Here is a 24,686-nt window from a genome sequence, read left to right on the forward strand (position 1 = left end):
CGCTCTCCCAAGTAGAACGTCCTGAGTGGACACTAGAAGCGCGTCGAACGCACGTCCGTGTAGAGCGCGTCGACCTCGTCGCCGGACAGGCCCTCGCCCACCGCGCGGTCCATCCACAGCTCCAGGTCCTGCCGCAGCGGCGCACCGGCCTTCGCCGCGTCGGTGGCGAGCGAGGCCGTGACGAAGGTGCCCATCCCCCTGCGGCCCTCGACGAGGCCCTCGTGCTCAAGCTCGCGGTACGCCTTCAGCACGGTGTTGGGGTTCACCCTGGTGGCCTCCACCACCTCCCGTGCCGTCGGCAGCTTGTCACCGGGGCCCAGCACCCCCATGCGCATGGCCTGCTTGACCTGTGCGGCGATCTGGAGATAGGTGGACACCCCGGAGTGCCGATCGATGCGAAACTCGATCACGCCGCTCAGCATAGGTGCCCACCCGGCCTCCTGATCGCCGTCCGTCACGTCTGCCTGCGGACGGCCCACACCGCGCCGAGCACGAACACCGCCGCGAGCCCCGCGAAGACCGACGCCTCCAGCAGGTGCAGGGTGGTCACCTGGTCGACCGGGATGACGTCGGCGTACCCCTTCTCGATGCCGTTGCGCCGGTAGCAGGCCAGCAGGTCCACCCTCTCGTCCGGGTCGGGCGAGGCGCAGTTCAGCTTCGACGACGCGTCCACCACGACCGCACCGGACGCGTCGAGGTAGCCGCCGTCGACGTACAGCGGGCCGCGTTCGGCGACCACCGGGTTCGTCGGGTCGTCCGACACGATCCGGGTCGGCGCGATCATGAACTCGCGCAGCCCGGTGAGCACGAACCGCACCACGACGAAGACGCCGAGCGTCAACGTCATCGCGACCAGCGTCCGGCGGGACGCCGCGCCCGCGAACATGCCCAGCGCGTAGGCGAACACCGCGTACGCGAGCGGGGAGACGCCGTCGGACTCGAAGTTCGTGAAGTAGTACGGCCCGGTCGAGAACGGTCCCAGCTGCCCCGCGACGTCCAGCCAGCTGTGCACCAGGACCTGGAACGCCACCACGAAGGCCAGCGCGGGCAGTGCCGCGACGAGGAACTTGGTCGCCACCCATCGGGTGCGGCTCACCGACTGCGTGAACGCGAGCGCGTGCGTGCCCTGCTCGAACTCGCGCGCGAACAGCGGTGCGCCGACGAACACGCCGATCAGCGCGGGCAACGCCACCACCGCTCCCTGCGCCAGGTGCATCCGGTCGTACCAGGTCGTCTGGAACTCGGTCGCGGCGTTGCCGCGGCAGGCCTCCAGGCCCTTGTCCACGCAGTCCAGGAGGTTGCGCGCGGTGAGGTCGGCGAGCGTCGCCGAGCGCAGCAGCAGGACGACCACCGCGCCGATGAGCAGCCCCGCGGCGAACGTGACGAACACGGGCCGCTGCTGGCGCCACACGACCCAGGTCATGCCGCCACCTCCTCGCGCATGTAGGCGAGCGCCAACCGGCTCAGCCGTTCCAGCCCCGGCCGTCCGGCGTGGGCGCGCAGCAGCTCGTCGACGTCACCGGCGAGCCGCACCCGCCCGCCGGTCAGCAGCACGAGGTGGTCGCACACGTCCTCCAGCTCCGCCAGCACGTGCGACGACAGCACGACGGTGATCCCCTGCCGGCGGCACTCGTGCACGAGCGTCGCCAGCACCGCCTCGCGCGCCAGCGGGTCGAGGTCGGCGAGCGGTTCGTCGAGCACCAGCAGCCGCGGCCGCTTGCCCAGCGCGAGCGCCAGCGCCACCCGCGTGCGCTGCCCGCCCGACAGGGTGCCGATCTTCGCCGTGAACGGCACCTGCGCGTTCTCGACCAGCTCCTCGGCGTAGCCCTGGTCCCACGCGGGGTTGGCGGTGCGGCCGTAGCGCAGCGTCTCGGTCACCGTGAACTGCGGGTACAGCGGCTTGGCCTGGGTCAGGAACGCGACGGCCGGGTGCATGCCGCGGCCGGTGGGCACGTCGCCGAAGACGGCGATCCGGCCCTCCGTCGGCCGCAGCAGCCCGGTGAGCAGGCCCATCAGCGTGCTCTTGCCCGCGCCGTTCGGTCCGACGAGCGCGACGACGCGCCCGGCGGGGACGGTGAGCGTGCAGTCCCGCAACGCCCAGCCCCTCGGGTACTTCTTCCCCAGTTGCTCCGCCACGACCGGCGGGTGCTGACCTTCTCGCATGCCGCCACGCTAGCACCCTTTAGCTAGGTAACTAGTGAAAGGGTGTTGAAGGGGTCAGCTCTTGCCCTTCGCGAGCGCCCCGAGCCGCTGCAGGGTCTCCCGGTTGCGCGGGGTCAGCAGCGCGTCCTGCGCGAACGACGGCATGAGCGCCGACGGCCCGCGCACGACCTTCTCCGCCATCCGCACCTCCGTCACCGTCTCCGAGCGCGCCACCAGCGTGAACGTGATGCGGGCCGCACCGGCGGGCCACAGCCGCGCGTCCAGCTCCAGCAGGCGCTTCGGTTCGCAGGTGACGACCTCGGTGGTGTCCTCGATGGTCAGCGGCCACGGCCCGACGCTGTGGTGGATGCGCGTACCGGGCGACGGCCAGCCGCTGTCGACGTCGCGGATGTGCGACGCGCCGACCACCCAGGCCGCGTACGACCAGCCGTCGGCGAGCAACGCCCACACCGTGTCGATGGGAGCCTCAATGTCCAGTGATACCTCAGCCACGCAGGAGAGGTACCCCGTAATCAGGAAGCGATGCGCCGCGTGGCGGTTCTTGCGACCGAGCACGCGGCCACCTCCGGCTCACCCCGTCGGGCGAGAGGCGGCGACGGACGCCACGAACCGCACGAACCCCTCCGGGTCCTCGCAGGCCGCCGGCTGCTGCAGCACCACGCTCGACGCGCCCGCCTCGGCCATCGACGCCACCAGCTCGCTCACGTGCCCGCGGTCGCGCGAGCCGGTCTCCACGTAGACGACCACCGGGTGCTCGCGGGAGGACCGGACCGACCGCACCCGCTCCAGGTCCGCCGACGAGTCGAGGATGGTGCCGTCGCCGATCTGCGCGGCCAGCTCCAGGGTCTTCGGCCCGAGGCCGCCGACGTAGACCGGCACCGGTGCGGCGGGCGGCCAGTCCAGCGCCACGTCCGTCAGCGACACGTACCGGCCGGACGTGGTGACCCGCTCGCCCGCCAGCAACGCCCGCAGCGCACCGGTGTACTCGCGCAGCAACGTCAGCGGCGACGACACCCGCGCGCCGACCTGGCCCATCCAGTCCTGCACACCGTGCCCGACGCCGATCGTGACGCGGCCGGGGAACATCCGCTCCAGCGTCGCGGTCTCCATCGCGGTCAGCGCGACGTTGCGCAGCGGCACCGGCAGCAGCCCCACGCCGACCTTCAGCCGTTCCGTCCACGCCAGCGCGGCGGAGGCGGCGGCGATCCCGCTCTCCAGGAAGCAGTCCTCCCACAGCCACAGCGAGTCCAACCCGGACTCCTCCGCGGCGAGGACGACGGGTCGCAGGCGTTCGGGCGGCAACTGGGGCCGGTAGACGGCGCCGAGTGTGATCACCCGACAACTACTACCGGCCCCGCGGCCCGATCGGCAACAACGGCGCGGGTCAGCACCCGCCGCAGTTGTAGTACGTCACGTCCCAGTGGTTCGACTCGAGGTAGTAGACGTTGCCCGAGCTCGACTGCCACTTGTTGCCGCCGATGGACGAGAACCGGGACTTGATGTAGTTGGTGACGCAGCTCGACAGCGAGTAGTCGAGCTTGTAGCCGTTCCAGTGCGAGTAGGTGCCCGACGCGTGCCCGGTCTCGGTGCCGCCGGTGATGTTCAGCGCGCAGCCCGTCGCGCTCTTGAACGTCTTGGCTCCCGCGATGGTCGTCTGGTTCACCTGCTCGAACGACGTGCAGTTCGACCTGTTCCGGTCGCTGCAGCCGCCGCTGGAGGACCAGGTGATGCCGGCCGCGCTCAGCTGTGCGGTCGCCTGCGAGTGCGTGTACTTGGCCGGGGCCGCCGATGCGACGGACGCGCCCATCACCAGGGCCGCGAGCATCGCGGCCACAGCGGCGATCGTGCGTGCGAACATGCTGTCTCTCCTTCAGCCCTATGGTGGCGCGAAAGCTAGGCAGGGGCGGTAAAGGAAGGCCTAACGCGGTGTTCGGCCGTTCTTTGGCCGTTTTTTGGCGGTGCGGGATCGAATCGGGTCGTCACCACCGAGCAGGACCGGAGCACCGGCCATGGGAACGAGGAGTACCGGACGGACTGCTCCGGCTTCGTGTCGTCGCCGTGGAGATCAGCTGATCGCGAGGAACCCCAGCGGCGGCCGCTGCGCCGGCCACCGCGCACGCCACTGGAGCACCTCCCCCGACTCACGGGTGCCCAGTCGCGCGAACAGGGTCGCGGCCTCGCGCCAGCAGCGGTCCGCGCCCACCGCGTCCCCCAGGCGGGCGTGGGCCGCGCCGAGGTCCCGCAACGTCCTCGCGCGCCACAGCCGCAGACCCATGTCGGTCCACGCGGTGAGCGCCTCGGTCAGCACCAGCCGCGCACCGGCGTGGTCGCCGCGGGCGAGCCGCCACTCCCCCAGCGTGCGGCGGACCAGCGCCTCGCCGAACCGGTCGCCGACGTCGCGGCAGCCGTCCAGCGCGGTGCCCAGCAGCTCCCGCGCCGGGTCGAAGTCGCCCTTGCGCAGCAGCACCTTCGCCCACGCCTGGGCGGTGTAGCAGCCGAGCAGCTCGTCACCGGTGCCCGCGACCATCTCGTGGGCGCGCACGACGTGCTCCTCGGCGAGGTCCAGCTCGCCGCGCGCCCGGTGCACCAGTCCGATGCCGCGGGCCGCGAGCGCCTCCCCGCGGCGGCTGTTCGCCTTGCGGTAGGCGGCTTCCGCCTCGTGCAGCGTGTCGAGCGCCTGCTCGTCGTCGCCCAGCTCCCGGTGCACCGAGCCGATTCCGTACAACGCGTGCGCGACGCCCTCGGTGTCGTTGCCCGCCAGCAGCTCCCGTGCGCGGCCGAGGGCTTCGAGCGCGCACGGGTACTCGCCGAGGTCGCGGCACACCATGCCGATGCCGTTCATCGCGACGGCTTCACCGTGCTGGTCGTTCAGGCCCACGAACAACGTCTGCGCCGTGCCGAACCACGAGCGCGCCTCGACCAGGTTGTCCCGCTTGTAGTGCATCTGCCCGAGGCTGCACCTCAGGACCGCTTCCAGCCGCACGTCACCGGCGCGCCACACCGCCTCCAGTGCGGCCGTGTGTGTTCGTTCCCAGGCCTCGTAGCGGTTGCGCAGCCCGAACCACGCGAACACCAGCACCTCGGCCAGCTGCGAGGCGGTGGTGGCGAGCCCCAGCTCCGCCGCGCGTTCCACCAGCCTGGTCAGCACGGACTCCTCGCGTGCGAACCAGGCGTCCTTGTCCGCGGGCCGCGCCGCCGCGGTGACCACGCCCAGCGAGTCCTGCATGCGGGGAACGGCGAGGAAGAGGTGCTCGGTCAGACCGTCCACGGTGGACAGTGCGGCGATCACGGCCCTGCGCACCAGGTCCTCGCGCTCCCGCTGCGGGTCCTCTGCCTCGGCGAGCTCCCTGGCGTGCAGCCGCACCAGCTCGTGCATGCGGTAGCGGGCGTTGCCGGTGACGTCGAGCAGCCGGGCGTCGACGAGCTGGTCGAGCACGTCCTCGTCGAGCAGGTGCACCCACAGGTAGCTCGGCACCTCGGGCAGCCCGAGGAACCCGACCACCCGGTACGCGCGGCGCACGTCCTCGCCCAGCGACCGGTAGGTGAGCTCCAGGCTCGACCGCACGGCCAGGTCGTCGGCCACGAGCTCGTCGAGCCTGCTGCGTTCATCGGCCAGCCGCCGCACGAGCTTCGACACGGGCCAGTGCGCGCGCCCGGCCAGACGCGCGCCGGTGATGCGCACGGCCAGCGGCAGGTATCCGCACAGCCGCGCGACCTCGGTGGCCTGCTCCGGTTCGGCGGCGACCCGGTCGTCGCCGAGGATGCGCGCCAGCAGCGTGACCGCCTCGTCGTCGCCCAGCACGTCGAGCGGGACCCGGTGCACGCCCTCCAGCCCGCAGAGCCGGCTGCGGCTGGTGATCAGGGTGAGGCAACCGGGGCTGCCCGGCAGCAGCGGCCGGACCTGCGACACGCTCGTGACGCCGTCCAGCACGATCACGACCCGCCGCCCGCCGACCTGGGCCCGCCACAGCGCCGCGCGTTCCTCCGGGCTCTCCGGGACCCGCTCGCTGGGCACGTCCATCGCCCGCAGCAACGCGTCCAGCGCCCCCGACGGCGAGTGCAGGTCCACGAACAGCTGCCCGTCCGGGTACCGCTCGGCCAGCCGGTGCGCCGCGTGCACGGCGAGCGCCGTCTTGCCCACGCCCGCCGGTCCCTCGATCCACCACACGCCGCCGTCGCCACCGAGCAGCCGGTCCAGCTCCGCGGCCCGCCCGGTGAAGTCCCCGGCGTCGCGCGGCAGGTAGTTGCGGCGCGTGTCCCGCGCGCCCTCCAGCACGTCCCGGTACAGCTGCTGCAGCTGCTCCCCCGGCTCGACGCCCAGCTCGTCCACGAGCACCCGGCGCGTCTCGCGGAACACCCGCATCGCGTCCGCCCGCCGCCCACCCCGCGCGAGCGCGGTCATGAGCTGCCCGCGCAACCGTTCCGCCAGCGGGTACTCGGCCACGAACACGCCCAGCGCGTCGATCAGCCCGGCGTGCCGCCCCAGCGCCAGCTCGGCGTCCGCCCACGCCTCGGCCGCCGCGAGCCGCTGCACGTCGAGGGTCTGCGCGAACACGACCGGCGTGCCGCGCCACAGCTCCAGCGCCCTGGCGAGCAGCTCGGCCTTGACCCTGAGCTCCGCGGTCTCCTGCGCGCTCGCGACGAGCCGGCGGAAGGCGTGCAGGTCGACGTGCCCCGGTTCGGCGGCCAGCACGTACCCGGCGGCCCGGTGCTCCACCGGCAACCCGGCCCTGCGCAGGCTGGAGATGTGCACCTGCAGCGACTTGCGGGCCTGCGGCGGCGGGTCCTCACCCCAGATGAGGTCGATCAGCCGGTCGACGGGCACGACCTTCCCGCACTCGACCGCCAGCACGGCCAGGATCTGCGCGGGCTTGGGTGGTACCGGCGGCTCGACCGGCCCGAGAATCCTGACTTCCACTGCGCCCCCACCAGTGTTGAAGATTCACCGAGTTCTGCGCGTCAAGGTCAAATTCTGACGCCACGTTCGAGCACCCGGTTCCACCTGCTGGCGAAGGCCACTCGAATGGACGCAGAAGTCGATGCAACCAGACCACGGTTGTCCCCGTCCACGCCACTGCGAGTGGTTCCGAATATGAACTGCCGTTCCGGCGCTACACGCTCGCTTTCAGCCGGGCGAACTCCTCGGCGAGGGCGGGCAGCTGCCAGTGCGCGTTCAACCCGCTCGGATTGGGCAGCAACCACACCCGCGCACCGCCCACGGTCTCGTCCTGCGGCCCGACCTGCGCTTTCTTCCGCCCGAACGCACTGCGGTACACGGTCACACCGAGCACCGCGAGAACCTTCGGTGAATAGGTGCGAACCTTTTCGGTCAGCACGACCGCGCCGGCTTTCATCTCGTCAATTGTTAATTCATCGGCTTTGGCCGACGGGCGTGCGACGACGTTCGTGATGCCGAGCCCGAGTTCGAGCAGCCCCTCCTGCTCGGTCGGCGCGAACAGCCGCGGCGTGAACCCGGACAAATGCAACGCGGGCCAGAACCGGTTTCCCGGCCGGGCGAAGTGGTGCCCGGTCGCCTCCGAGACCAGGCCGGGGTTGATGCCGCAGAAGAGGACGTCGAGGCCGGGCTTGAGCACGTCACCGATCACGCTGACCAGCCTACGAGCACTACCGTGGCCGGCATGGCCCGGCTCCCGTTGCTCTTCCTCGACGTCGACGGCCCGCTGCTCCCGTTCGCCGGCACCAGGCACACCGGCCCGGCCCACGAGAACCCGCTGCTCGCCCGCCTCGACCCGATGCACGGCCCCTGGCTCGCCGCGCTGCCGTGCGAGCTCGTCTGGGCCACGACCTGGATGGACGACGCCAACGACCTCCTCGCGCCCCTCCTGGGCCTGCCTGAACTGCCCGTCGCGACCTGGCAGGAGGACCAGGAGACCGAGGACCACGACTTCCGCGACGGCCTGCACTGGAAGACCCGCGGCCTGGTCGCGCTGGCAGGCACCAGGCCGTTCGCCTGGGTCGACGACGAGATCACCGGGAAGGACCGCCTCTGGGTCGCCGAGCACCACGAGCGAGGCCTCCTGCACCGCGTCGACCCGCGCCACGGCCTGACCGATGCCGACTACCTGGCCCTCGACGCCTGGTTGCGCGCCGCGGCTTGACCGCCGCCCCCAGCGGCAAGCCCTGGTCAGGTCGTCGCCGGCACGCGCGGCCGTGGCGTCCACATCGTGTACCCGGCCCGCAGCGCGTCCTCGGCGGAGTGGAAGACCACGTCGCCCTTCATCCGCTTGTAGTAGGGCGACTCGGGCGTGTGGAACATCATCGTGCGCGAGTTCGCCTTGATCGCGGGCGCCGGCGGCACCGGGTCCTCCATGATCGAGAGGCGGGTCTCCGGCTGCGCGGCCGCACGGGAGCGCATGGTCAGCCAAGTGAGCAGCACGCCCGCGAGGAAGGCGCCCGCGCACAGCAGGAACATCTGGAGGAAGAACCCGAACAACGCGAAGGCTCCTAGCCCGTAGTCGTGAAGTCCTCGTCGACCCGCAGGCCGGGGGCCGCGGCGCGCAGGGCGTCGCTGAGCGCGCCCGCACGCGTGTGGTCGGGTACGCGTGCCGAGGCGACGAGGTGTCCGGTGTGGACGACGGCGGTGAAGTCGGTGACGTCCGCGCCGAGCACCGCGCGCAGCACCGAGGCGACCTCGTCCGCGGCGACCGGCAGCCGCACGGTCGTGGACGGGGTGATCAGGTCGGTGACGCGGTGCTTCTCGGCGACCGAGCGCACGGCGTCGGCCACCTCCTGGCGTTCGGCCGGGGTGGCGGCGCCGGCCAGCACGACCTCGGCCGAGCGCACGGCGAGCACGAGCTGGCCGGGCACGGCCGCGGGGGCCTGCCCGGCGTGCACCGCGACGCCCACGGAGGCGAGCAGCAGCGGCACGGCGATGGCGCCGATGGCGACGCGCTGCGGCAACTGCACGCGTCTGGCCTATCCCATCCGGCCGTCCGGTTGCCACCGCCTGCGGTGAAAGGCCCAGGACCGCGCCGGAGAATTCACCCGGTCGTGGAAATCACGACGGGGTGGCCGCCGGCCACGAGCCGCCAGTCGGTGCGGGTGAAGTCGGCGGGGTCGAGCACGCCCGCGGCCTTCACCCAGTCGATCAGCAGCTGCCGGATCTCCTGCCGCCGGTCGAGCAGCACCGGGGCGGTCGCGATGTGCGGGAAGTCGCCGCCGCCCGCCTGCCGGTAGTTGTTCACCGCGACCGCGAACTCCTCGTCACCGGCCACCGGCACCCCGCCGTAGGACAGGTTCGTGATGCGCGAACCGGCCGGTCGGGCGATGTCGACGTCGTAGGTCAGCGGGGCGTCCAGGCCGTGGGCGATGTCGAAGTTGTAGTCGGGCACGTCGGCCGACACCTCCTCGGGCGTGAACGGCCCCGCGGCGGTGACCTGGCGGAAGTAGCGCGCCGACTCCTCCAGGAAGTCGCGCAGCTGCGCGCCGGTCAGCCGCACGCCCACGAGCGTGTTGTCGAAGATGTACAGCCCGGCGACGTCGCGGATGGACACCTCGCCGGCCGGGATCGCCGCGCCGCGGTTGAACGGCGCGCACAGCGACAGCACCGGCAGCGACGTGGACTTCTTGAGCTCCAGCGCCTGCACGTGGTTGATGAACCGCAGTGCGGGCGTGTCCTCGAACCGCGACCGCGCCGCCGACATCGCGGCACGGCAGGTGCCGATCCGCCCGTTGACGTGGTGCACGACCTTCTCGTGGTCGTGCCGCAGCAGCCGCACGATCCGCGGGTCCTCCGGCACCGACGCCGACACCAGCACGGAGGACCGCGACCCGGTCAGGTGCCAGCCGCCGTCGTGCTCCAGGTCGAACTCCAGCACCGACAACCGCTTGCCCCAGTACAGCGGCTCGGTCAGCAGCACCCGCCGCCCGGTCACCCTGTTCCTCACGAACCGCTGCGGGATCTCGACGTGCGCGTGTCCCACCAGGATCGCGTCGATGCCCGGCACGGTCTCCGCGACCAGCTCCGCGCAGTTCTCCGGGAACGGCACCTGGTCGCCCAGCGACGACGACAGGTCCGCGCCCGAGTGCGCCACCAGCACCACCAGGTCGGACTGGCGCCGCACCTCCGGCACCCAGCGCAGCGCCTGCTCCACCAGCCCCGGGAACGTCAGCACGCCCTCGACGTGCACCTTGTCCCACACCGCGATGCCGGGGTTGGTGAGCCCGAGGACGCCCACCCGCAACGGCGGGCCACCGGTGCGCCACACCGTCTTCACCACGTACGGCGGGAAGGCGGGCAGCCCGGTCGCGACGTCGACCGCGTTCGCCCCGAGCAGCGGGAAGTCCAGCTGCCGTTCGAACATCCGCAGCACGTCGAGGCCGTAGTTGAACTCGTGGTTGCCCAGCACCGCGGCCGTGTAGCCGATGGCGTTCATCGCGGCCGCCATCGGGTGCACGTGCGTGCGGGTGATCGGCTCGACCTTGGCGTAGTAGTAGGCCAGCGGCGTGCCCTGGATCGTGTCGCCCGCGTCCAGCAACAACGTGCGGTGCCGGCCCACCTCGGCGCGCACGCCGGCCACCAGCGTCGAGATCTTCGCGAGCCCGACGTCGTCGTGCGCGAAGTCGTCGTACTCCCGGTCGCGGTAGTAGTCCCAGTTGAAGAGGTTGCCGTGCAGATCGGTCGTCCCCATCACCGTCAGCGTGAACGTGCGCAGGACGCTCACCTCCGGGCGGTCGTCGGGTCCCCCGACCGAACATAGCTGCTCACAATTGACGTAACTGCTGATCGCCCGAACGGTGGACGGTCTCACAGGCGGTACACAGGATGACCGGTCACGATGGGAGCCATGCGCGCGATGGAAGCCGAGCTCCGCCGGCCGGACGGGCAGCCCGTGCGGGTGCTCGTGGTGGACGACGAGTCCACACTGGCCGAGCTGATGACGATGGCGCTGCGCATGGAGAAGTGGGACGTGCGCACGGCGCTCGACGGCACGACGGCGGTCCGCACGGCACGGGAGTTCCGGCCGGACGCGGTGGTGCTGGACGTGATGCTGCCCGACTTCGACGGGTACGAGGTGCTGCGGCGGATGCGGGCCGAGCAGCCGGCCCTGCCGGTGCTGTTCCTGACCGCGCGGGACGCCGTGGAGGACCGCATCGCGGGGCTCACGGCCGGTGGCGACGACTACGTGACGAAGCCGTTCTCCCTCGAAGAGGTCGTGCTTCGGTTGCGTGCACTCATGCGGCGCACCGGTGTCACGGAGGAGGACGCGGGCGCACGGCTCGTTGTCGGCGATCTGGTGTTGAACGAGGACACGCGCGAGGTGACGCGGGCGGGTGAGCACGTCTCGTTGACGGCGACCGAGTTCGAGCTGTTGCGGTACCTGATGAGCAACCCGCGGCGGGTGCTCAGCAAGGCGCAGATCCTCGACCGGGTGTGGAGCTACGACTTCGGCGGCCAGGCGAACATCGTCGAGCTGTACATCTCCTACCTGCGCAAGAAGATCGACGCCGGACGGGCGCCGATGATCCACACCGTGCGGGGCGCGGGCTATGTCCTCAAGCCCGCGGCGTAGCGACGGCCGCCCGCGCGCGCCGTGGCCGAAGACGCTGCGGGGCAAGCTGATCGCCGGCCAGGTCGCGGTGCTGCTGGCGCTGTCGGTCGGCACGGGCGCGGTCGCGGTGCCGGCACTGCACGGGTTCCTCACGCACGACCTCGACCGCCAGGTCCGGGAGATGGTGCAACCGGCGGTCGGCCAGCGGGCCCGGGGCATCAACGCGCGCGTCACCGAAGGCGGCGTGGAGGGCACGATCGAGCTGCCCGGCACGCGCACGCTGCCCATGACGGACCACGAGCGGCGGCAGCTGACCGGACTGGGTCCCGGCGACCACACCGTGGACATGGGCGACAAGGGCACGTTCCGCGTCAACGTCGGACCGGCGCAGATCAAGGGCCTGCCGTCGGGTCCGGTGGACGACGTCGTGTGGCGGATGGTGTGGCTGCTGGTGGCGTTGACGGCGGCCGGGGTGGCCGCGGCGGCGCTGGCCGGCCAGCGGATCGTCCGGCGCGCGCTCGTGCCGCTGGACCGGGTCGCCGCCACCGCGGCCCGTGTCGCCGAGCTGCCGCTGCACTCCGGTGAGGTCGCGCTCGCCGAACGCGTGCCGGAGACCGACCCGGACACCGAGGTCGGCAAGGTCGGGCTCGCGTTCAACCGGATGCTCGGCCACGTCGGTGCCGCGCTGAAAGCCCGCCACGACAGCGAGACGCGCGTGCGCAGGTTCGTCGCGGACGCTTCGCACGAGCTGCGCACGCCGCTGGCCGCGATCCGCGGGTACGCCGAGCTGACCCGGCGCTCCGGCGAGGAGCTCAGCCCGCGGGTCGCGCACGCGATGAGCCGGGTGGAGTCCGAGGCGGTGCGGATGACGTCGCTGGTGGAGGACATGCTGCTGCTGGCCCGCCTCGACGACGGCCGGCCGCTGGAACGCGCGGAGGTCGACCTCACCCGGCTCGTGCTGGACGTGGTCGGTGACGCCCGCATCTCCTCCGCGGACCACAGCTGGAAGATCGCCGTGCCCGACGAACCGGTGACGGTCATCGGCGACGTGCAGCGGTTGCACCAGGTGCTCGGCAACCTGTTGTCCAACGCGCGCACGCACACCCCGCCCGGCACGACGGTCACGACCGGCCTGTCCGTCCACAACGGACAGGTGGAGCTGACCGTCACCGACGACGGGCCGGGCATCCCCGAGGGGCTGGAGGTGTTCGAGCGGTTCGCGCGCGGCGACAGCTCCCGCTCACGCGCCGCCGGCAGCACGGGGCTGGGGCTGTCCATCGTGGCCGCCGTCGTCGGCGCCCATGACGGCGAGGTGTCCGTGCAGAGCGTCCCAGGGCAGACCACGTTCACCGTCGCGCTGCGCGGCTGAGGTCTCGTTCCACAGCAGCGGCAGCAGGTCGGCGCCGCGCCGGAACACCCACGGGACGCCCTTGAGCAGCAGCCACGCCACGTGGTGCCAGACGGTCAGCTCGCGCCCGCCGGAGCAGTCGAGGCTGATCTCACCGAACGCGTGACCGCAGGCGCGCAGCTCGTGCGCGAAGGCCTTCGCGAGCATGCGGTGCCCCAGCTCGGAGGGGTGCAGCCGGTCGACCGCCCAGGTGGCCGGCTCGTACGCGCCGGGCAGCGCGTGCAGGTCGACGCAGCGGACGCCGTGCCGGGCGACGACGACGTCGACGACCCGGTTGAGCTCGTCGATGCGGCCGCGCAGCACCCGCCGCAGCCGGCCGGGCAGCGTGAACACGCGGCCCTGGTCGTGGAACCGCACGGTCACCACGGAACAGCCGGCGGCGGTCAGCTCGCGGCAGACGTGGTCGAGGTCGGAGTGCGCCTGCCGGGCGGAGAAGTCCGAGCGCAGCGTGTCGTTGACGCCGGCGATGACGACGGCGGCCTTCGGCGCGAGCCGCAGCGCCTGCGGCAGCTGCAGGTGCCGCACGTCCGCGATCCGCGCACCGGAGACGGCGAGGTTGCGGTAGCCGTTGTGCTCGTAGGCCGCCGACAGCAGGGGGCCGAAGCCGCGCCAGCCGCCGGGTACGAGGTCGCCGATCCCGACCGCTGTCGAGTCACCGAGAAGCACCAGCACGTGCCCCAGGATCGACCGGCCCGGTGAGCCCGGGATGACCGTGCGGGAACCGTTCAGCGAAATGCCGGGTAAAGCGGGAGTTCGAGCACCTCGGACCCGTAGCGCTCGGCCAGCGCCCCGATGACGGCGTCGGCGTGCGAGGCGACGGTCTGCTCGCCGAGGACCAGCGCGTCGGCCCGCAGCCGCACCCACCGGCCCGCCAGCACGACGCTGCGCGGCGGGGCGTTCACGACGTTCGGCATGGGCTTGGACAGCGCACGCCACGTCGCGAGCCACACCCACAGCAGCTGGGCCTGCAGCAGCCGGGGTAAGAGCACCGCGTCGTCGTCCATCTCCGGCCACACCGAGCCCACCTCGGCCCGCCAGGCGGCGACCATGGCCTCGGACATGCCCGGCGGCAGCCCCCACCCGCACCAGCAGGACGGGAACGGCACCCGCAGGCTGGCGGCGTCGAAGACGATGTCGCGGACGCAGCCGCCCTCGAAGTCGACGAACCGCACGCCGCGCGAGGTGACCAGGTGGTTGTCCGGGCACGACGTGGACGGGCTGAACGCCCTGCGCCGCGACGTGCTGAACGCCTTCGCCGCCGCGACCGCGAACTCGACGGCGTGCGCGGAGGTCTCCACGGCCAGCTCGGTCTCCAGCAGCCCCGGTAACCCGGCGATCGCCGCGTGCACGTCGACCGCGATCGGGTCCTGGCAACACTGCGCACCGGCCCGGCGCATCAACGCGTCGAAGTCCGCGTCCCTGCCCGCCGTCGTGGCGTGCAGCCGCCCCATGGCGTGCGCCCAGGACAACAGGCCGCGTTCGGCGACCCGCGCGTCCTTGCCGTGCAGCTTCTCGGACAGCCGCGGCGCCCGGCCCAGGTCCTCCAGGACGACCAGCCGGGACGTGCCGTCGTGGGCGAACAGCTCCGGTGTGGCGCGCTCCTCCGCTGGCAGCGCGGTGAGCAGCTGGTGGCTGACGGCCTCGTGCGCCCACGGGTCGCGGTCACCGGCGGCGGGCGGGTAGCGCTTCACCACCAGCGTGCGCGGCATCGAGAACGGCGAGGAGGCCACTCTGACCCGGATGACGACGGAACGGCCGGTCCCCCCGAGTGCCTCGGGGTCCGCAAGGCGCACCTGTGCGCCCAAGCGCCTGGTCAGTACCCGCTCGGCGGCCTCGACGGCTTCGACGATCTCCGGTGAAGTCGTGTCGGGAGGGCCCGCGGTGATCTCCACGCTCATCCCCTCCGACCCTACTCCCCATGCCCGTGCGCCCGGCTGACGCCGATCAGGCCCCGTTGCGGTCACCACCACCGGTTCACCGCGGTCCCCACGTTCCCACAACACCCCTCCGAGCCCTGGACGTGTGCAAACACCTTCCGTTGCCCGGTACGGGCAGATCAACCCGATCGTTCGAGCCGGTCGCGTCAATACCGATCAAGTAGCCGCTCGTTCAGGCGATCCGGTCCCATGTTGTGGGAAACGCGCGTGATCGTCCGGGAGGTTGCCCTCCCGGACGATCTTCCTGCGGAATCGATCCCGCTCAGCTCTTCTGGTCGGGCTTCGCGTCCACGCCGGCTTCCTTGCGCTGCTGCGCGGTGATCGGCGCCGGAGCCGCGGTCAGCGGGTCGAAACCGCCGCCGGACTTCGGGAACGCGATGACCTCGCGGATCGAGTCGACGCCCGCGAGCAGCATGCAGAGGCGGTCCCAGCCGAGCGCGATGCCGCCGTGGGGCGGGGCGCCGTACTTGAACGCGTCGAGCAGGAAGCCGAACTTCTCCTGCGCCTCCTCGGCACCGATGCCCATCACGTTGAACGCGCGCTGCTGCACGTCGGCGCGGTGGATACGGATCGAGCCGCCACCGAGCTCGTTGCCGTTGAGGATCACGTCGTAGGCGTAGGCCAGCGCGTTGCCCGGGTCGGTCTCGAAGTTGTCGATCCACTCCGGGGTCGGCGAGGTGAACGCGTGGTGCAGGGCGGTCCACTTGCCGCCGCCGACCGCGACGTCGCCGGCCTCCAGCTTGTCGACGGCCTCGAACATCGGGAAGTCGACGACCCAGGCGAACGCCCAGGCGTTCTCGTCGATCAGGCCGACGCGGGTGGCGATCTCGACACGCGCGGCACCGAGCAGGGCGCGGGCGTCGCGGGCCTCACCGGCGGCGAAGAAGATGCAGTCGCCGGGGTTGGCGCCCACGGCCTTGGCCAGGCCGTCGCGCTCGGTGTCGGTCAGGTTCTTCGCGACCGGCCCTCCCAGCGTGCCGTCCTCGCCGACCAGCACGTACGCGAGCCCCTTGTGGCCGCGCTGCTTGGCGAACTCCTGCCAGCCGTCGAGCGTGCGGCGCGGCTGCGAGGCACCGCCGGGCATGACCACGGCACCCACGTACGGCGCCTGGAACACTCGGAACGTCGTGTCCTTGAAGTACTCGGTGAGCTCGGTCAGCTCCAGCTCGAAGCGCAGGTCGGGCTTGTCCGAGCCGTACTTCGCCATGGCTTCGGCGTAGGAGATCCGGCGGAACGGCAGCGGCAGCTCGACGTCCTTGGTCTCCTTCCAGATCGCGGCCAGCAGCTTCTCGGTGAGCGCGATGACGTCGTCCTGCTCGACGAAGCTCATCTCGATGTCGAGCTGGGTGAACTCCGGCTGCCGGTCGGCGCGGAAGTCCTCGTCCCGGTAGCAGCGGGCGATCTGGTAGTAGCGCTCCAGGCCGCCGACCATGAGCAGCTGCTTGAACAGCTGCGGCGACTGCGGCAGCGCGTACCAGCTGCCCGGCCGCAGCCGCGCGGGCACCAGGAAGTCGCGCGCGCCCTCGGGCGTGCTGCGGGTCAGGGTCGGCGTCTCGACCTCGACGAACTTCTCGCCGTGCAGCACCTCGCGGGCGATGCGGCTGACCTCGCTGCGCAGCCGGATGGCCTTGGCCGGGGTGGACCGGCGCAGGTCGAGGTAGCGGTGCTTGAGGCGGGCCTCCTCGCCCGGCTCCACGTCGCTCTCGACCTGGAACGGCAGCGGCGCGGCCTCGTTGAGGACCTCGAGGTCGCTCACGTAGACCTCGATGGCACCGGTGGGCAGCTCGGGGTTCTCGCTGCCGTCGGGCCGCTTGCTCACGTCGCCGGTGACCTTGATGACGTACTCGCTGCGCAGCCGGTGCGCGCGCTCGGCCATCTCGCCCTCGCGGAACACGACCTGGGCGACCCCGCTGGCGTCGCGGAGGTCGATGAAGATGACACCGCCGTGGTCCCGCCGGCGAGCGACCCACCCGGTGAGGGTGACGGACTGCCCGGCGTGCTCGGCCCGGAGTGATCCGGCCTCGTGCGTGCGCAACACGGTGGTGGCTCCTTGTAGACGAAGTCAGCTTTTCCGTCAAGGCTAGCTGGCCGCACCGACAGATTTTCACGCAGGTCGTGCGCCTGCGCCCGTCCGCCCGCGGCGCTGATCTTCGCCGGCCGCGTTCCGGCCGCGCCCGCCCTGCTGCACGCGCTGACGCCGTCGCTCCACCGGCATCAGCAGCAGGGGGTGAGCGGGTGACTCGGCCGCGGCCGGGAAAAACCCTCCTGTGCAGCCGAAAAGGGCCGCGACCTGTGTCGCGGCCCTTCCCTCACAGCTCAGTTCACGCGGTCCGGCTCACCGGCCGGACCCGGTTCACGCGCTCGGCGCGAGGTACAGCAGGCGGTTCGGCGAGCCCGAACCCGGGTTGGTCACCTTGGACGGCGTCGACTGCGCGATCAGGTACGAGGCGACCTGGGCGGGCGTGGCCGACGGGTTGGTGGACAGGTACCTGGCAGCGGCGCCCGCGACGTGCGGGGTGGCCATCGAGGTGCCCGAGATGGTGTTGGTGGCGCTGTCGGAGGTGTTCCAGGCCGAGGTGATGGCCGAGCCCGGCGCGAAGATGTCGAGCAGCGAACCGTAGTTCGAGTACGACGCGCGGGCGTCGTTGCGCTCGGTGGCGCCGACGGTGATCGCCTCGCTCACGCGGGCCGGGGAGAAGCCGGACGCGTTGGCGTTGGAGTTGCCGGCCGCGACCGCGAAGGTCACGCCCTTGGCGATGGCGTTGCGCGTGGCGGCGTCGAGGGTGGCGTTGGCACCGCCACCGAGCGACATGTTCGCCACGGCGGGCTTGACGGCGTTGGCGCCGACCCAGTCGATGCCCGCGGCGACACCGGCGAGGGTGCCGGAGCCGTTGTTGTCGAGCACGCGGACGGCGACGATCCTCGCGTTCTTCGCGACGCCGTACTGCGAGCCCGCGATGGTGCCGGCGACGTGCGTGCCGTGGCCGTTGCCGTCCTGCGCGACGTTGTCGTTCTCGACGAAGTCACGGCCGTTCGAGGCGCGGCCGCCGAAGGTGGAGTGGCTGATGCGCACGCCGGTGTCGATGACGTACGCGGTGACGCCCGATCCGGTCGAGGTGTAGCTGTAGGACGAGTCCAGCGGCAGGTTGCGCTGGTCGATGCGGTCCAAGCCCCACGACGGCGGGTTCGTCTGCGTCGCCTGCGTGTGGATGACCTGGTCGGCCTCGACGAACTCGACCGTCGGGTCGGCGGCCAGGCGCTTGGCCTGCTTCTCGGTCAGCTTCACGTTGAAGCCGCCGAAGCTCGTGTAGTCGCGCTCGACCTTGGCACCGAACCGCGACGCCAGCGCGTGCGAGTTGCCCTTGCCCTCCTTGAACTTCACGATGAAGCTGCCCGCGATCTTCTCGGGGGCGTTGAGGGAGAGGACCTCGCCCTCGGCGGCGGAGGCGTTGGGAACCATGAGGACCGACATGGCGAGCGTCGCCGCGCCGGCACCGGCCAGGAACCGGATCTTTCGCGTCATGATGTGCATTCCGTTCTTTGCAGGGGAACGAAGCGCTTTCGACGCTAGGGAGAGATCCGGTCCCTGCCAAGGGTGTCCTATGGATTAAGACGGCCTTGTGCCGCCCAACAATTCACGCTTCACAGCGTCGGCGGCCAGTAAAGGATACGAGTGACGGGTGGCGTTCCCGGGGTGCCCGTGGTAACCAGCGCGCTCTCCACCTGCGCGGGCGTCGCCGCGCGGTTGAGCTCCAGGTACCGCGCCGCCACACCGGCCGCGTGCGGTGCCGCCATCGACGAGCCGGAGAGGGTGTTCGTCGCCGTGTCACTGGAGTTCCACGCCGACGGGACGCTCACACCCGCCGCCCAGATGTCGACGAGCGGACCGTAGTTCGACGAGGAGGACCTGGTGTCGTTCTGCGTCAGCGCGCCCACGCAGATCGCCTGGGACACGCGCTGCGGCGAGGAGTTGGCCGGGTCGGTGTTGCTGCCGCCGGCCGCGACCGTGAACGAGACACCGGACGCGATCGCACGCCGCACCGCGTCGTCGAGCGCCGTGGAAGCGCTCCCGCCCAACGACATGTTCGCCACCGCCGGCTTCACGGCGTTGCGGGTCACCCAGTCCACGCCCGCGATCACACCGGAGATCGTGCCGGAGCCCGACCCGTTGAGCACCCGCACGCCCCACACGGTGGCGCGCTTGGCCACGCCGTGCTTCGTGCCCGCGGCGATGCCGGCGACGTGCGTGCCGTGACCGTTGTCGTCCTGGGCGACCGCGTCGTTGTCGACGGTGTCCCAGCCGTTGCGCGCCCGCCCGCCGAAGTCGGTGTGCGTCACCCGCAGGCCGGTGTCGATCACGTAGATGTTCACGCCCGCACCGGTGCTGGTGTACTCGTAGCGCTGGTCGAGCGGCAGGGCCCGCTGGTCGATGCGGTCCAGGCCCCACGGCGGGTTGAGCTGGACGCTGTTGGCGTGCACCAGTCCGTCGCGCTCCACGTGGGACACGTTCGGGTCGGCCTGCACCGCGCGCAGCTGGCGCGCGGTCAGCCGGGCGCTGTACCCGGTGAAGACGCTGGTGTACCGGTGCTGCACCTCGCCCGCGAACGAGGACACGGCGCCGTCCTTCAGCACCACGATGTAGGAGGAGGTGGCCGCGGCCGCCGGGACGACCACGACCGAGGCGGTGAGTGCGGCGACTGCCAGCAGGGCTCTCACAGTCGGTTTTCCTTTCGGAGCAGGGATTCTCTTCTGGGCGGAGAACGGGGAACGGGGAACGGGCCCCGGCTCGGGAACGGGCCGGGGCAGCACGTGCCGGACCGGCACTCAGCTGGTCGTCGTGTCCGTCGCAGGGGTGTGCGGAACCCGACCGGGACCATTGGCGGCGAAATAGGCCCGAGATCTGAACTTGCCGAGTTTCCACCGGCCGCAAAACCGCCGATCGGCTGTACCGCGCGCCCTTTGCTGCCGATAACCTCTCGTGCTTGACTCCGGGAACGGAGGGGTGATGCTCACGATCTACCCACCGCGCGAGGAGCTCGCCGACCTGTTGGTGACGGGTCCGTTCGCGGACGCGCTGAGGGTCGCGATCCAGGTGCGGGGACTCAGCCTCGAACGCCTGCAGCACCGGTTGCGGGTGCGCGGCGCGCCGATCAGCGTGACGGCGCTGAGCTACTGGCAGTCGGGGCGCCGCCGGCCGGAGCGACCGGAGTCGCTGAGGGCGCTGGCGCACCTGGAGGACGTGCTGGGGCTGCCCAGGACAGCGCTCTCACGGCTGCTGGGCCCGCCCCGGCCGCGGGGTCGTTCGCGCAGGCGGGAGGTGTCGCCGCGGGCGGCCTGGGACGGGTCGGGGCTGGTGCTGACCGCGCAGCAGGACCGGGTCGACGTCGCGCCGTGCGGCGGGGTGCGCGGGGTGCGGTCCCGGCAGGTCATGCAGGCGACGAAGGCCGGCGTGGACCGGTGGGTGCTGTGCCAGGAGACGGGTTCGGCGCAGCCGGCGCTGACCGCGATCCGGTCGTGCCGGGTCGGGCGAACCGCGCGGGAACGCACGAGCGGCGTGCTCGTCGCGGAGCTGTTGTTCCCCGAACCGCTGTGCGCCGACGAGTCCATCGCGATCGAGTACGAATTGGTCTATCCACGTCCGACGGCCGAGCACACGCATTTCCGGCGGTTCGCCGAACGGGTGCACGACTACGTGCTGGAGATCAAATTCCCGGTCGGTGCGACACCTGCCGTGTGCGAACAGTTCGCGTCGGGTCCGGCGGGCGTGGAACTGTCCGGCGGCGTGCGCCCGGCCCCGGTGGACGCCTGGGGCTACGCGCACGCCGCCGCGCTCGACTTCGGGCCCGGTCTCTACGGGATGCGCTGGACCGCGCCGGTGACGGCCGAGGAGAACGCCGCGGGGTCGTCGGCGAACGGGAAGTGACCGGCGCCGGGCTGCACGACCAGCTCGGCGTTGGGGAACAGGTCCGCGTACGCGCGCGCACACTTCGGTGGCAGCGCGACGTCGTACTCGCCGGCGATGAGGAGTGTTGGCACGTCGAGGGTTGCGAGCGCCTTGCGGGTCTGCTCGGGGTCGAGGGCGCCCTCGGCGTAGAACTGCGCGGCCCCCTCGTCGTTGCTCGGGTGGGCGTCGAGCGCGCGTGCCTCTTCGTCCCAGCGGCCGTAGTGGAACGGCGCGATCTTCGCGAAGTTCTCGGCCGTCGGCCGGCCGGCCCAGATGTCCTCGAACGCGGCGAACGCCTCGGCGAACCAGGGTTCCGCGCTGCGCTGCTCGGCGACCTCGCGGCGGTCGGCGTCGGTGACGTCGAGCCCGACGACCCGCGGGCTGGGTGCGACGAGGACGAGCTGCTTGACGTGCCGCGGGTAGCGCTGCGCGTAGAGGACCGCGAGGGTGCCGCCCGCGGAGTGGCCGAGCAGGCGGAGCCGGTCGAGGCCGAGGTGGCGGCGCAGCGCCTCCACGTCGTCGACCTGGCGGTCGGCGCGGTAGGTCTGCGGGGGCGCGGCCTGCGAGTCGCCGGTGCCGCGCAGGTCGAGGACGAGCGTGTTCGGCAGCCCGCCGAGGTCGCCGAGGTAGGAGGAGTGCTGCATCGGCCCACCCGGCAGGCAGACCAGCGGGTCGGTGCCGCCTGCCGGGTGGTACGCGAGCGTGATGCCGTCTGAAGTCGTGAAGGTCCCCATGACGGCGCAGTCTGTCAGTAGGAGCGCGGGAGCTTGAGCGAGTTCTGCGCGACGAAGTTGAGGACCATCTCCCGCGACACCGGCGCGATCCGCGAGAGCCGTGACATGCCGAGCATCGACGCGAGGCCGAACTCGGCGGTCAGGCCGTTGCCACCGTGGGTCTGGATCGCCTGGTCCACTGCTGCCGCCACGGCCTCGCCCGCCGCGTACTTGGCCATGTTCGCGGCCTCACCGGCCTCCCGGTCGTGGCCGCTGTCGTAGAGCGCGGCGGCCTTCTGGGTCATGAGCCGGGCCAGCTCGATCTCGATGTGGATCTTCGCGAGCGGGTGGGAGAGGCCCTGGTGCGCGCCGATCGGCGTCTCCCACACCTGGCGCTGGCGGGCGTAGGTGACGGCTTTGCGCATGGCGAGCCGGGCCGAGCCGGTGGCCATGCTCGCGCCCATGATCCGTTCGGGGTTGAGTCCGGCGAAGACCTGGAGCAGGCCCTGGTCCGGTGCGCCGACGACGGCGTCCGCGGGCAGCCGGACGTCGTCGAAGAAGAGGGTGAACTGCTTCTCCGGTGACAGCAGGTCCATCTCGATCTCGTGGTGGGTGAAGCCCTCCGCGGTCACCGGCACCACCACGAGCACCGGTCCGGTGGCCTGGATGGAGACCACGAGAACGGCGTCGACCTCGTCGATGCCGGAGATGTAGGTCTTGCTGCCGTTGAGGACCCACTCGTCGCCGTCGCGGCGGACGTTCGTCTTCAGCTTGTGCGCGTTCGACCCGGCGTCGGGCTCGGTGATGGCGAACGCCATCTTGAGCATGCCGTCGGCGAAACCGGGCAGCCACTTGGCCTTCTGCTCATCGGTGCCGAACCGGGCGATCACCGTGGCGCAGATCGCCGGCGAGACCACCATGAGCAGCAACGGGCACCCGGCGGCGGCCAGCTCCTCGCACACCGCGGCGAGGTCGCCGATGCCACCGCCACCGCCGCCGTACTCCTCGGGCACGGCCACGCCGAGGTAGCCGAGCTTGCCTGCCTCCTGCCACAGCTCGGTGGTCTTCTCCCCCGCGCGGGCCTTGGCGACGAAGTACTCGGTGCCGTACTTGCCGCCCAGCTCGGCGACCGCCCTGCGCAGCGCGGTCCGCTCCTGCGACTCGACGAAGCTCACTGTTCCTCCACTACGGCCAGGACGTCTCCGGCGTTGACCTGCTGCGCCCGTTCGACGAGGAGTTCGGTGACGGTGCCCGCGGTGCCGGCGAGCACCCGGTGTTCCATCTTCATGGCTTCCAGCACCAGGAGCTCCTGCCCCGCGATCACATGGTCGCCCTGGCGCACCGACACCCGGACGACCGTGCCGGGCATCGGCGCGACCGTCGCACCGGGGGCCACCCCGGTCTCGGGTTCGGGGAAGCGCGGCACGACCCGCAGCGACACCGACCCGCGCGGCGAGTCGACCTCGACGGTGTCGCCGTACCGGGCGACGTGGAACGGGACGCGCACGCCGTCGAGGTCGAGGGTGACGGTGTCCGCGGTGGCCTGCGCCGGGTCGTACTCGACCTCGATCTGCTCGTCGCCGAAGAGGAACCTCGCCTTCGGCTGCTGCGAGCGAACGTTGCGCCAGCCCAGCGGCAGCGCGCCGATCCGGCGGGTGGCCGCGCCCGCCAGTGCCGCCGCGAGCGCGAACGGGTGCGGGTCGACGGTTCTGGTGAGGTCGTGCTCGGTGAGGAACCCGGTGTGCGTGTCGCCGTCGAGGAACGCGTCGTGCCGCAGGACGTCCACGAGCAGCGCGCGGTTCGTGACCAGGCCGTGGACCTGCGCGTTCTCCAGCGCCGCCGCGAGCTTGCGGGCGGCGGCCGCGCGGGTCGGTGCGTGCGCGATCACCTTGGCCAGCATGGGGTCGTAGTGCACGGAGACGACCGACCCGTCCTCGACGCCGCTGTCGAGCCGGACGTCGCCGGGCACGGTGAAGCGGTGCAGCGTGCCGCTGGCGGGGCGCCAGTCGTGCGCGGGGTCCTCGGCGTAGAGGCGGACCTCGATGGCGTGCCCCCGCGGCGGTGGTGCCTGCTCGGGCAGCCGGTCGCCCTCGGCGATGCGCAGCTGCCACTCGACCAGGTCGACGCCGTGCACCAGCTCGGTGACGGGGTGCTCGACCTGCAACCGGGTGTTGACCTCCAGGAAGTGGAAGTCGGTGCCCTTCAGCATGAACTCGACGGTGCCCGCGCCGACGTAGCCGATCGACTCGGCGGCGGCCACGGCGGCGGCGAACAGGCGTTCGCGGACGTCGTCGCCGACCGCGGGGCTCGGGGACTCCTCGACGATCTTCTGGTGGCGGCGCTGGATGGAGCACTCGCGTTCGCCGAGCGCCCACACGGTGCCGTGGGTGTCGGCGAGGACCTGCACCTCGACGTGGCGCGCGTGTTCGAGCAGCGGTTCGCAGAACACGGTGGGGTCACCGAACGCCGACTCGGCCTCGCGGCGCGCACTGGCGAGCGCGTCCGCGAACTCCGCTCTCGCGCGCACGACCCGCATGCCGCGCCCGCCGCCACCGGCCGAGGCCTTGATGAGCACCGGGAACTCGGTGACGGTGTCCGGGTCGAGCTCGGGCAGCGTGGGCACGCCCGCGGCCGCCATGCGCTTCTTCGCGGCGACCTTCGAGCCCATGGCCTCGATGGCGTCCGGTGCCGGGCCCACCCAGGTGAGACCGGCCCGCTGGACCTCGCGTGCGAAGCCGGCGTTCTCGCTGAGGAAGCCGTAGCCGGGGTGGACGGCGTCGGCGCCCGCCTTCAGCGCGGCTTCGACGAGCAGGCCGGCCCGCAGGTAGGTGTCGGCGGGTGCCGCGCCGGGCAGGTTGACCGCGAGGTCGGCCTCCCGCACGTGCGGTGCGCCGGCGTCGGGGTCGGAGAACACCGCGACGGTGCGGATGCCGTGGGCGCGGCAGGTCCGGATGATGCGGCGGGCGATCTCGCCGCGGTTGGCGATGAGGAGCGTCTTGATCACTGGGG

The 24,686-nt window shown here is 71.8% G+C and carries 22 protein-coding genes and 1 pseudogene; 4 read left to right on the top strand and 19 right to left on the bottom strand.

Going from position 1 to position 24,686, the window contains the following annotated elements; genetic code table 11:
• Positions 1-32: 32 nt before the first annotated feature.
• The 8 genes from ACZ7CH_RS21315 to mug all read right to left on the bottom strand — a co-directional run bounded on the left by ACZ7CH_RS21315 (position 33) and on the right by mug (position 7,769).
• Positions 33-410: a GntR family transcriptional regulator gene (locus ACZ7CH_RS21315; protein ID WP_360392215.1), complete on the bottom strand. Its 378-nt coding sequence runs from the start codon at positions 408-410 to the stop codon at positions 33-35.
• 44 nt (positions 411-454) lie between these two features.
• A complete protein-coding gene (locus ACZ7CH_RS21320; RefSeq protein WP_360392217.1) occupies positions 455-1,423 on the bottom strand; it encodes an ABC transporter permease in 969 nt (322 codons plus the stop codon).
• Complete coding sequence (locus tag ACZ7CH_RS21325; RefSeq protein WP_470374663.1) at positions 1,420-2,163, bottom strand: ABC transporter ATP-binding protein; 744 nt, start codon at positions 2,161-2,163, stop codon at positions 1,420-1,422. Before ACZ7CH_RS21325 ends, ACZ7CH_RS21320 begins: the two co-directional genes overlap by 4 nt.
• Positions 2,164-2,217: 54 nt before the next feature.
• Positions 2,218-2,655: an SRPBCC family protein gene (locus ACZ7CH_RS21330; protein ID WP_458431004.1), complete on the bottom strand. Its 438-nt coding sequence runs from the start codon at positions 2,653-2,655 to the stop codon at positions 2,218-2,220.
• A gap of 78 nt (positions 2,656-2,733) precedes the next feature.
• On the bottom strand, positions 2,734-3,498 hold the full coding sequence (locus tag ACZ7CH_RS21335) for an LLM class flavin-dependent oxidoreductase (protein WP_458431003.1): 765 nt from the start codon (positions 3,496-3,498) through the stop codon (positions 2,734-2,736).
• A 49-nt stretch (positions 3,499-3,547) separates the two neighbouring features.
• Positions 3,548-4,021 carry a hypothetical protein gene (locus ACZ7CH_RS21340; RefSeq protein WP_360392229.1) on the bottom strand — a complete coding sequence of 158 codons (474 nt, stop codon included), beginning with the start codon at positions 4,019-4,021 and terminating at the stop codon, positions 3,548-3,550.
• A 207-nt stretch (positions 4,022-4,228) separates the two neighbouring features.
• Positions 4,229-7,081 (bottom strand): AfsR/SARP family transcriptional regulator, encoded by a 2,853-nt coding sequence (locus ACZ7CH_RS21345; protein ID WP_470374664.1) that lies wholly within the window; start codon positions 7,079-7,081, stop codon positions 4,229-4,231.
• A gap of 193 nt (positions 7,082-7,274) precedes the next feature.
• The gene (gene mug / locus ACZ7CH_RS21350; RefSeq protein ID WP_458431001.1) at positions 7,275-7,769 is read right to left on the bottom strand and encodes a G/U mismatch-specific DNA glycosylase; all 495 of its coding nucleotides are present in this window, start codon (positions 7,767-7,769) and stop codon (positions 7,275-7,277) included.
• A gap of 33 nt (positions 7,770-7,802) precedes the next feature.
• Between mug and ACZ7CH_RS21355 the strand changes: the two genes are divergently transcribed.
• Positions 7,803-8,282, top strand: coding sequence for an HAD domain-containing protein (locus ACZ7CH_RS21355; RefSeq protein WP_470374665.1), 480 nt, complete (start codon positions 7,803-7,805; stop codon positions 8,280-8,282).
• Between the two features lie 26 nt (positions 8,283-8,308).
• On the opposite strand, the gene ACZ7CH_RS21360 is transcribed toward ACZ7CH_RS21355, so the two are convergent.
• The 3 genes from ACZ7CH_RS21360 to ACZ7CH_RS21370 all read right to left on the bottom strand — a co-directional run bounded on the left by ACZ7CH_RS21360 (position 8,309) and on the right by ACZ7CH_RS21370 (position 10,814).
• Positions 8,309-8,617 carry a sunset domain-containing protein gene (locus ACZ7CH_RS21360; protein WP_360392241.1) on the bottom strand — a complete coding sequence of 103 codons (309 nt, stop codon included), beginning with the start codon at positions 8,615-8,617 and terminating at the stop codon, positions 8,309-8,311.
• A gap of 11 nt (positions 8,618-8,628) precedes the next feature.
• Entirely contained in the window at positions 8,629-9,090 is a 462-nt protein-coding gene (locus tag ACZ7CH_RS21365) for a hypothetical protein (protein WP_360392244.1), read from the bottom strand.
• A 74-nt stretch (positions 9,091-9,164) separates the two neighbouring features.
• Entirely contained in the window at positions 9,165-10,814 is a 1,650-nt protein-coding gene (locus ACZ7CH_RS21370) for a bifunctional metallophosphatase/5'-nucleotidase (RefSeq protein ID WP_470374666.1), read from the bottom strand.
• A gap of 156 nt (positions 10,815-10,970) precedes the next feature.
• On the opposite strand from ACZ7CH_RS21370, the gene ACZ7CH_RS21375 reads away from it, so the two are divergent.
• Both ACZ7CH_RS21375 and ACZ7CH_RS21380 read left to right on the top strand, forming a co-directional pair.
• A complete protein-coding gene (locus ACZ7CH_RS21375; RefSeq protein ID WP_470370915.1) occupies positions 10,971-11,696 on the top strand; it encodes a response regulator transcription factor in 726 nt (241 codons plus the stop codon).
• Positions 11,674-13,044 carry a sensor histidine kinase gene (locus ACZ7CH_RS21380; protein WP_470370914.1) on the top strand — a complete coding sequence of 457 codons (1,371 nt, stop codon included), beginning with the start codon at positions 11,674-11,676 and terminating at the stop codon, positions 13,042-13,044. Before ACZ7CH_RS21375 ends, ACZ7CH_RS21380 begins: the two co-directional genes overlap by 23 nt.
• Before the next feature lie 180 nt (positions 13,045-13,224).
• Here the strand turns inward: ACZ7CH_RS21380 and ACZ7CH_RS21385 are convergent.
• The 5 genes and pseudogenes from ACZ7CH_RS21385 to ACZ7CH_RS21405 form a co-directional block, all read right to left on the bottom strand.
• A pseudogene (locus ACZ7CH_RS21385) lies at positions 13,225-13,755 on the bottom strand (SGNH/GDSL hydrolase family protein); the annotation flags it as partial.
• Between the two features lie 53 nt (positions 13,756-13,808).
• Positions 13,809-14,981, bottom strand: coding sequence for a hypothetical protein (locus tag ACZ7CH_RS21390; protein ID WP_360392256.1), 1,173 nt, complete (start codon positions 14,979-14,981; stop codon positions 13,809-13,811).
• Between the two features lie 301 nt (positions 14,982-15,282).
• Complete coding sequence (aspS, locus tag ACZ7CH_RS21395; protein ID WP_470374667.1) at positions 15,283-17,058, bottom strand: aspartate--tRNA ligase; 1,776 nt, start codon at positions 17,056-17,058, stop codon at positions 15,283-15,285.
• A gap of 315 nt (positions 17,059-17,373) precedes the next feature.
• On the bottom strand, positions 17,374-18,543 hold the full coding sequence (locus tag ACZ7CH_RS21400) for a S8 family peptidase (RefSeq protein WP_470374668.1): 1,170 nt from the start codon (positions 18,541-18,543) through the stop codon (positions 17,374-17,376).
• 119 nt (positions 18,544-18,662) lie between these two features.
• Entirely contained in the window at positions 18,663-19,736 is a 1,074-nt protein-coding gene (locus tag ACZ7CH_RS21405) for a S8 family peptidase (RefSeq protein WP_458430993.1), read from the bottom strand.
• A gap of 289 nt (positions 19,737-20,025) precedes the next feature.
• Here ACZ7CH_RS21405 and ACZ7CH_RS21410 point away from each other — a divergent pair, with 289 nt between their 5' ends.
• Positions 20,026-20,943: a hypothetical protein gene (locus ACZ7CH_RS21410; protein ID WP_360392265.1), complete on the top strand. Its 918-nt coding sequence runs from the start codon at positions 20,026-20,028 to the stop codon at positions 20,941-20,943.
• Here ACZ7CH_RS21410 and ACZ7CH_RS21415 read toward each other — a convergent pair.
• Genes ACZ7CH_RS21415 through ACZ7CH_RS21425 form a run of 3 tightly spaced genes read right to left on the bottom strand, consistent with a single transcriptional unit; the run spans position 20,871 to position 24,681 of the window.
• Positions 20,871-21,698, bottom strand: coding sequence for an alpha/beta fold hydrolase (locus ACZ7CH_RS21415; protein WP_470370910.1), 828 nt, complete (start codon positions 21,696-21,698; stop codon positions 20,871-20,873). The genes ACZ7CH_RS21410 and ACZ7CH_RS21415 overlap by 73 nt on opposite strands.
• Positions 21,699-21,712: 14 nt before the next feature.
• Positions 21,713-22,852, bottom strand: coding sequence for an acyl-CoA dehydrogenase family protein (locus ACZ7CH_RS21420; RefSeq protein WP_470374669.1), 1,140 nt, complete (start codon positions 22,850-22,852; stop codon positions 21,713-21,715).
• A complete protein-coding gene (locus ACZ7CH_RS21425) occupies positions 22,849-24,681 on the bottom strand; it encodes an acetyl/propionyl/methylcrotonyl-CoA carboxylase subunit alpha (RefSeq protein WP_470374670.1) in 1,833 nt (610 codons plus the stop codon). Before ACZ7CH_RS21425 ends, ACZ7CH_RS21420 begins: the two co-directional genes overlap by 4 nt.
• Positions 24,682-24,686: the final 5 nt, after the last annotated feature.

This window comes from Lentzea sp. NPDC037011, from assembly GCF_055607425.1.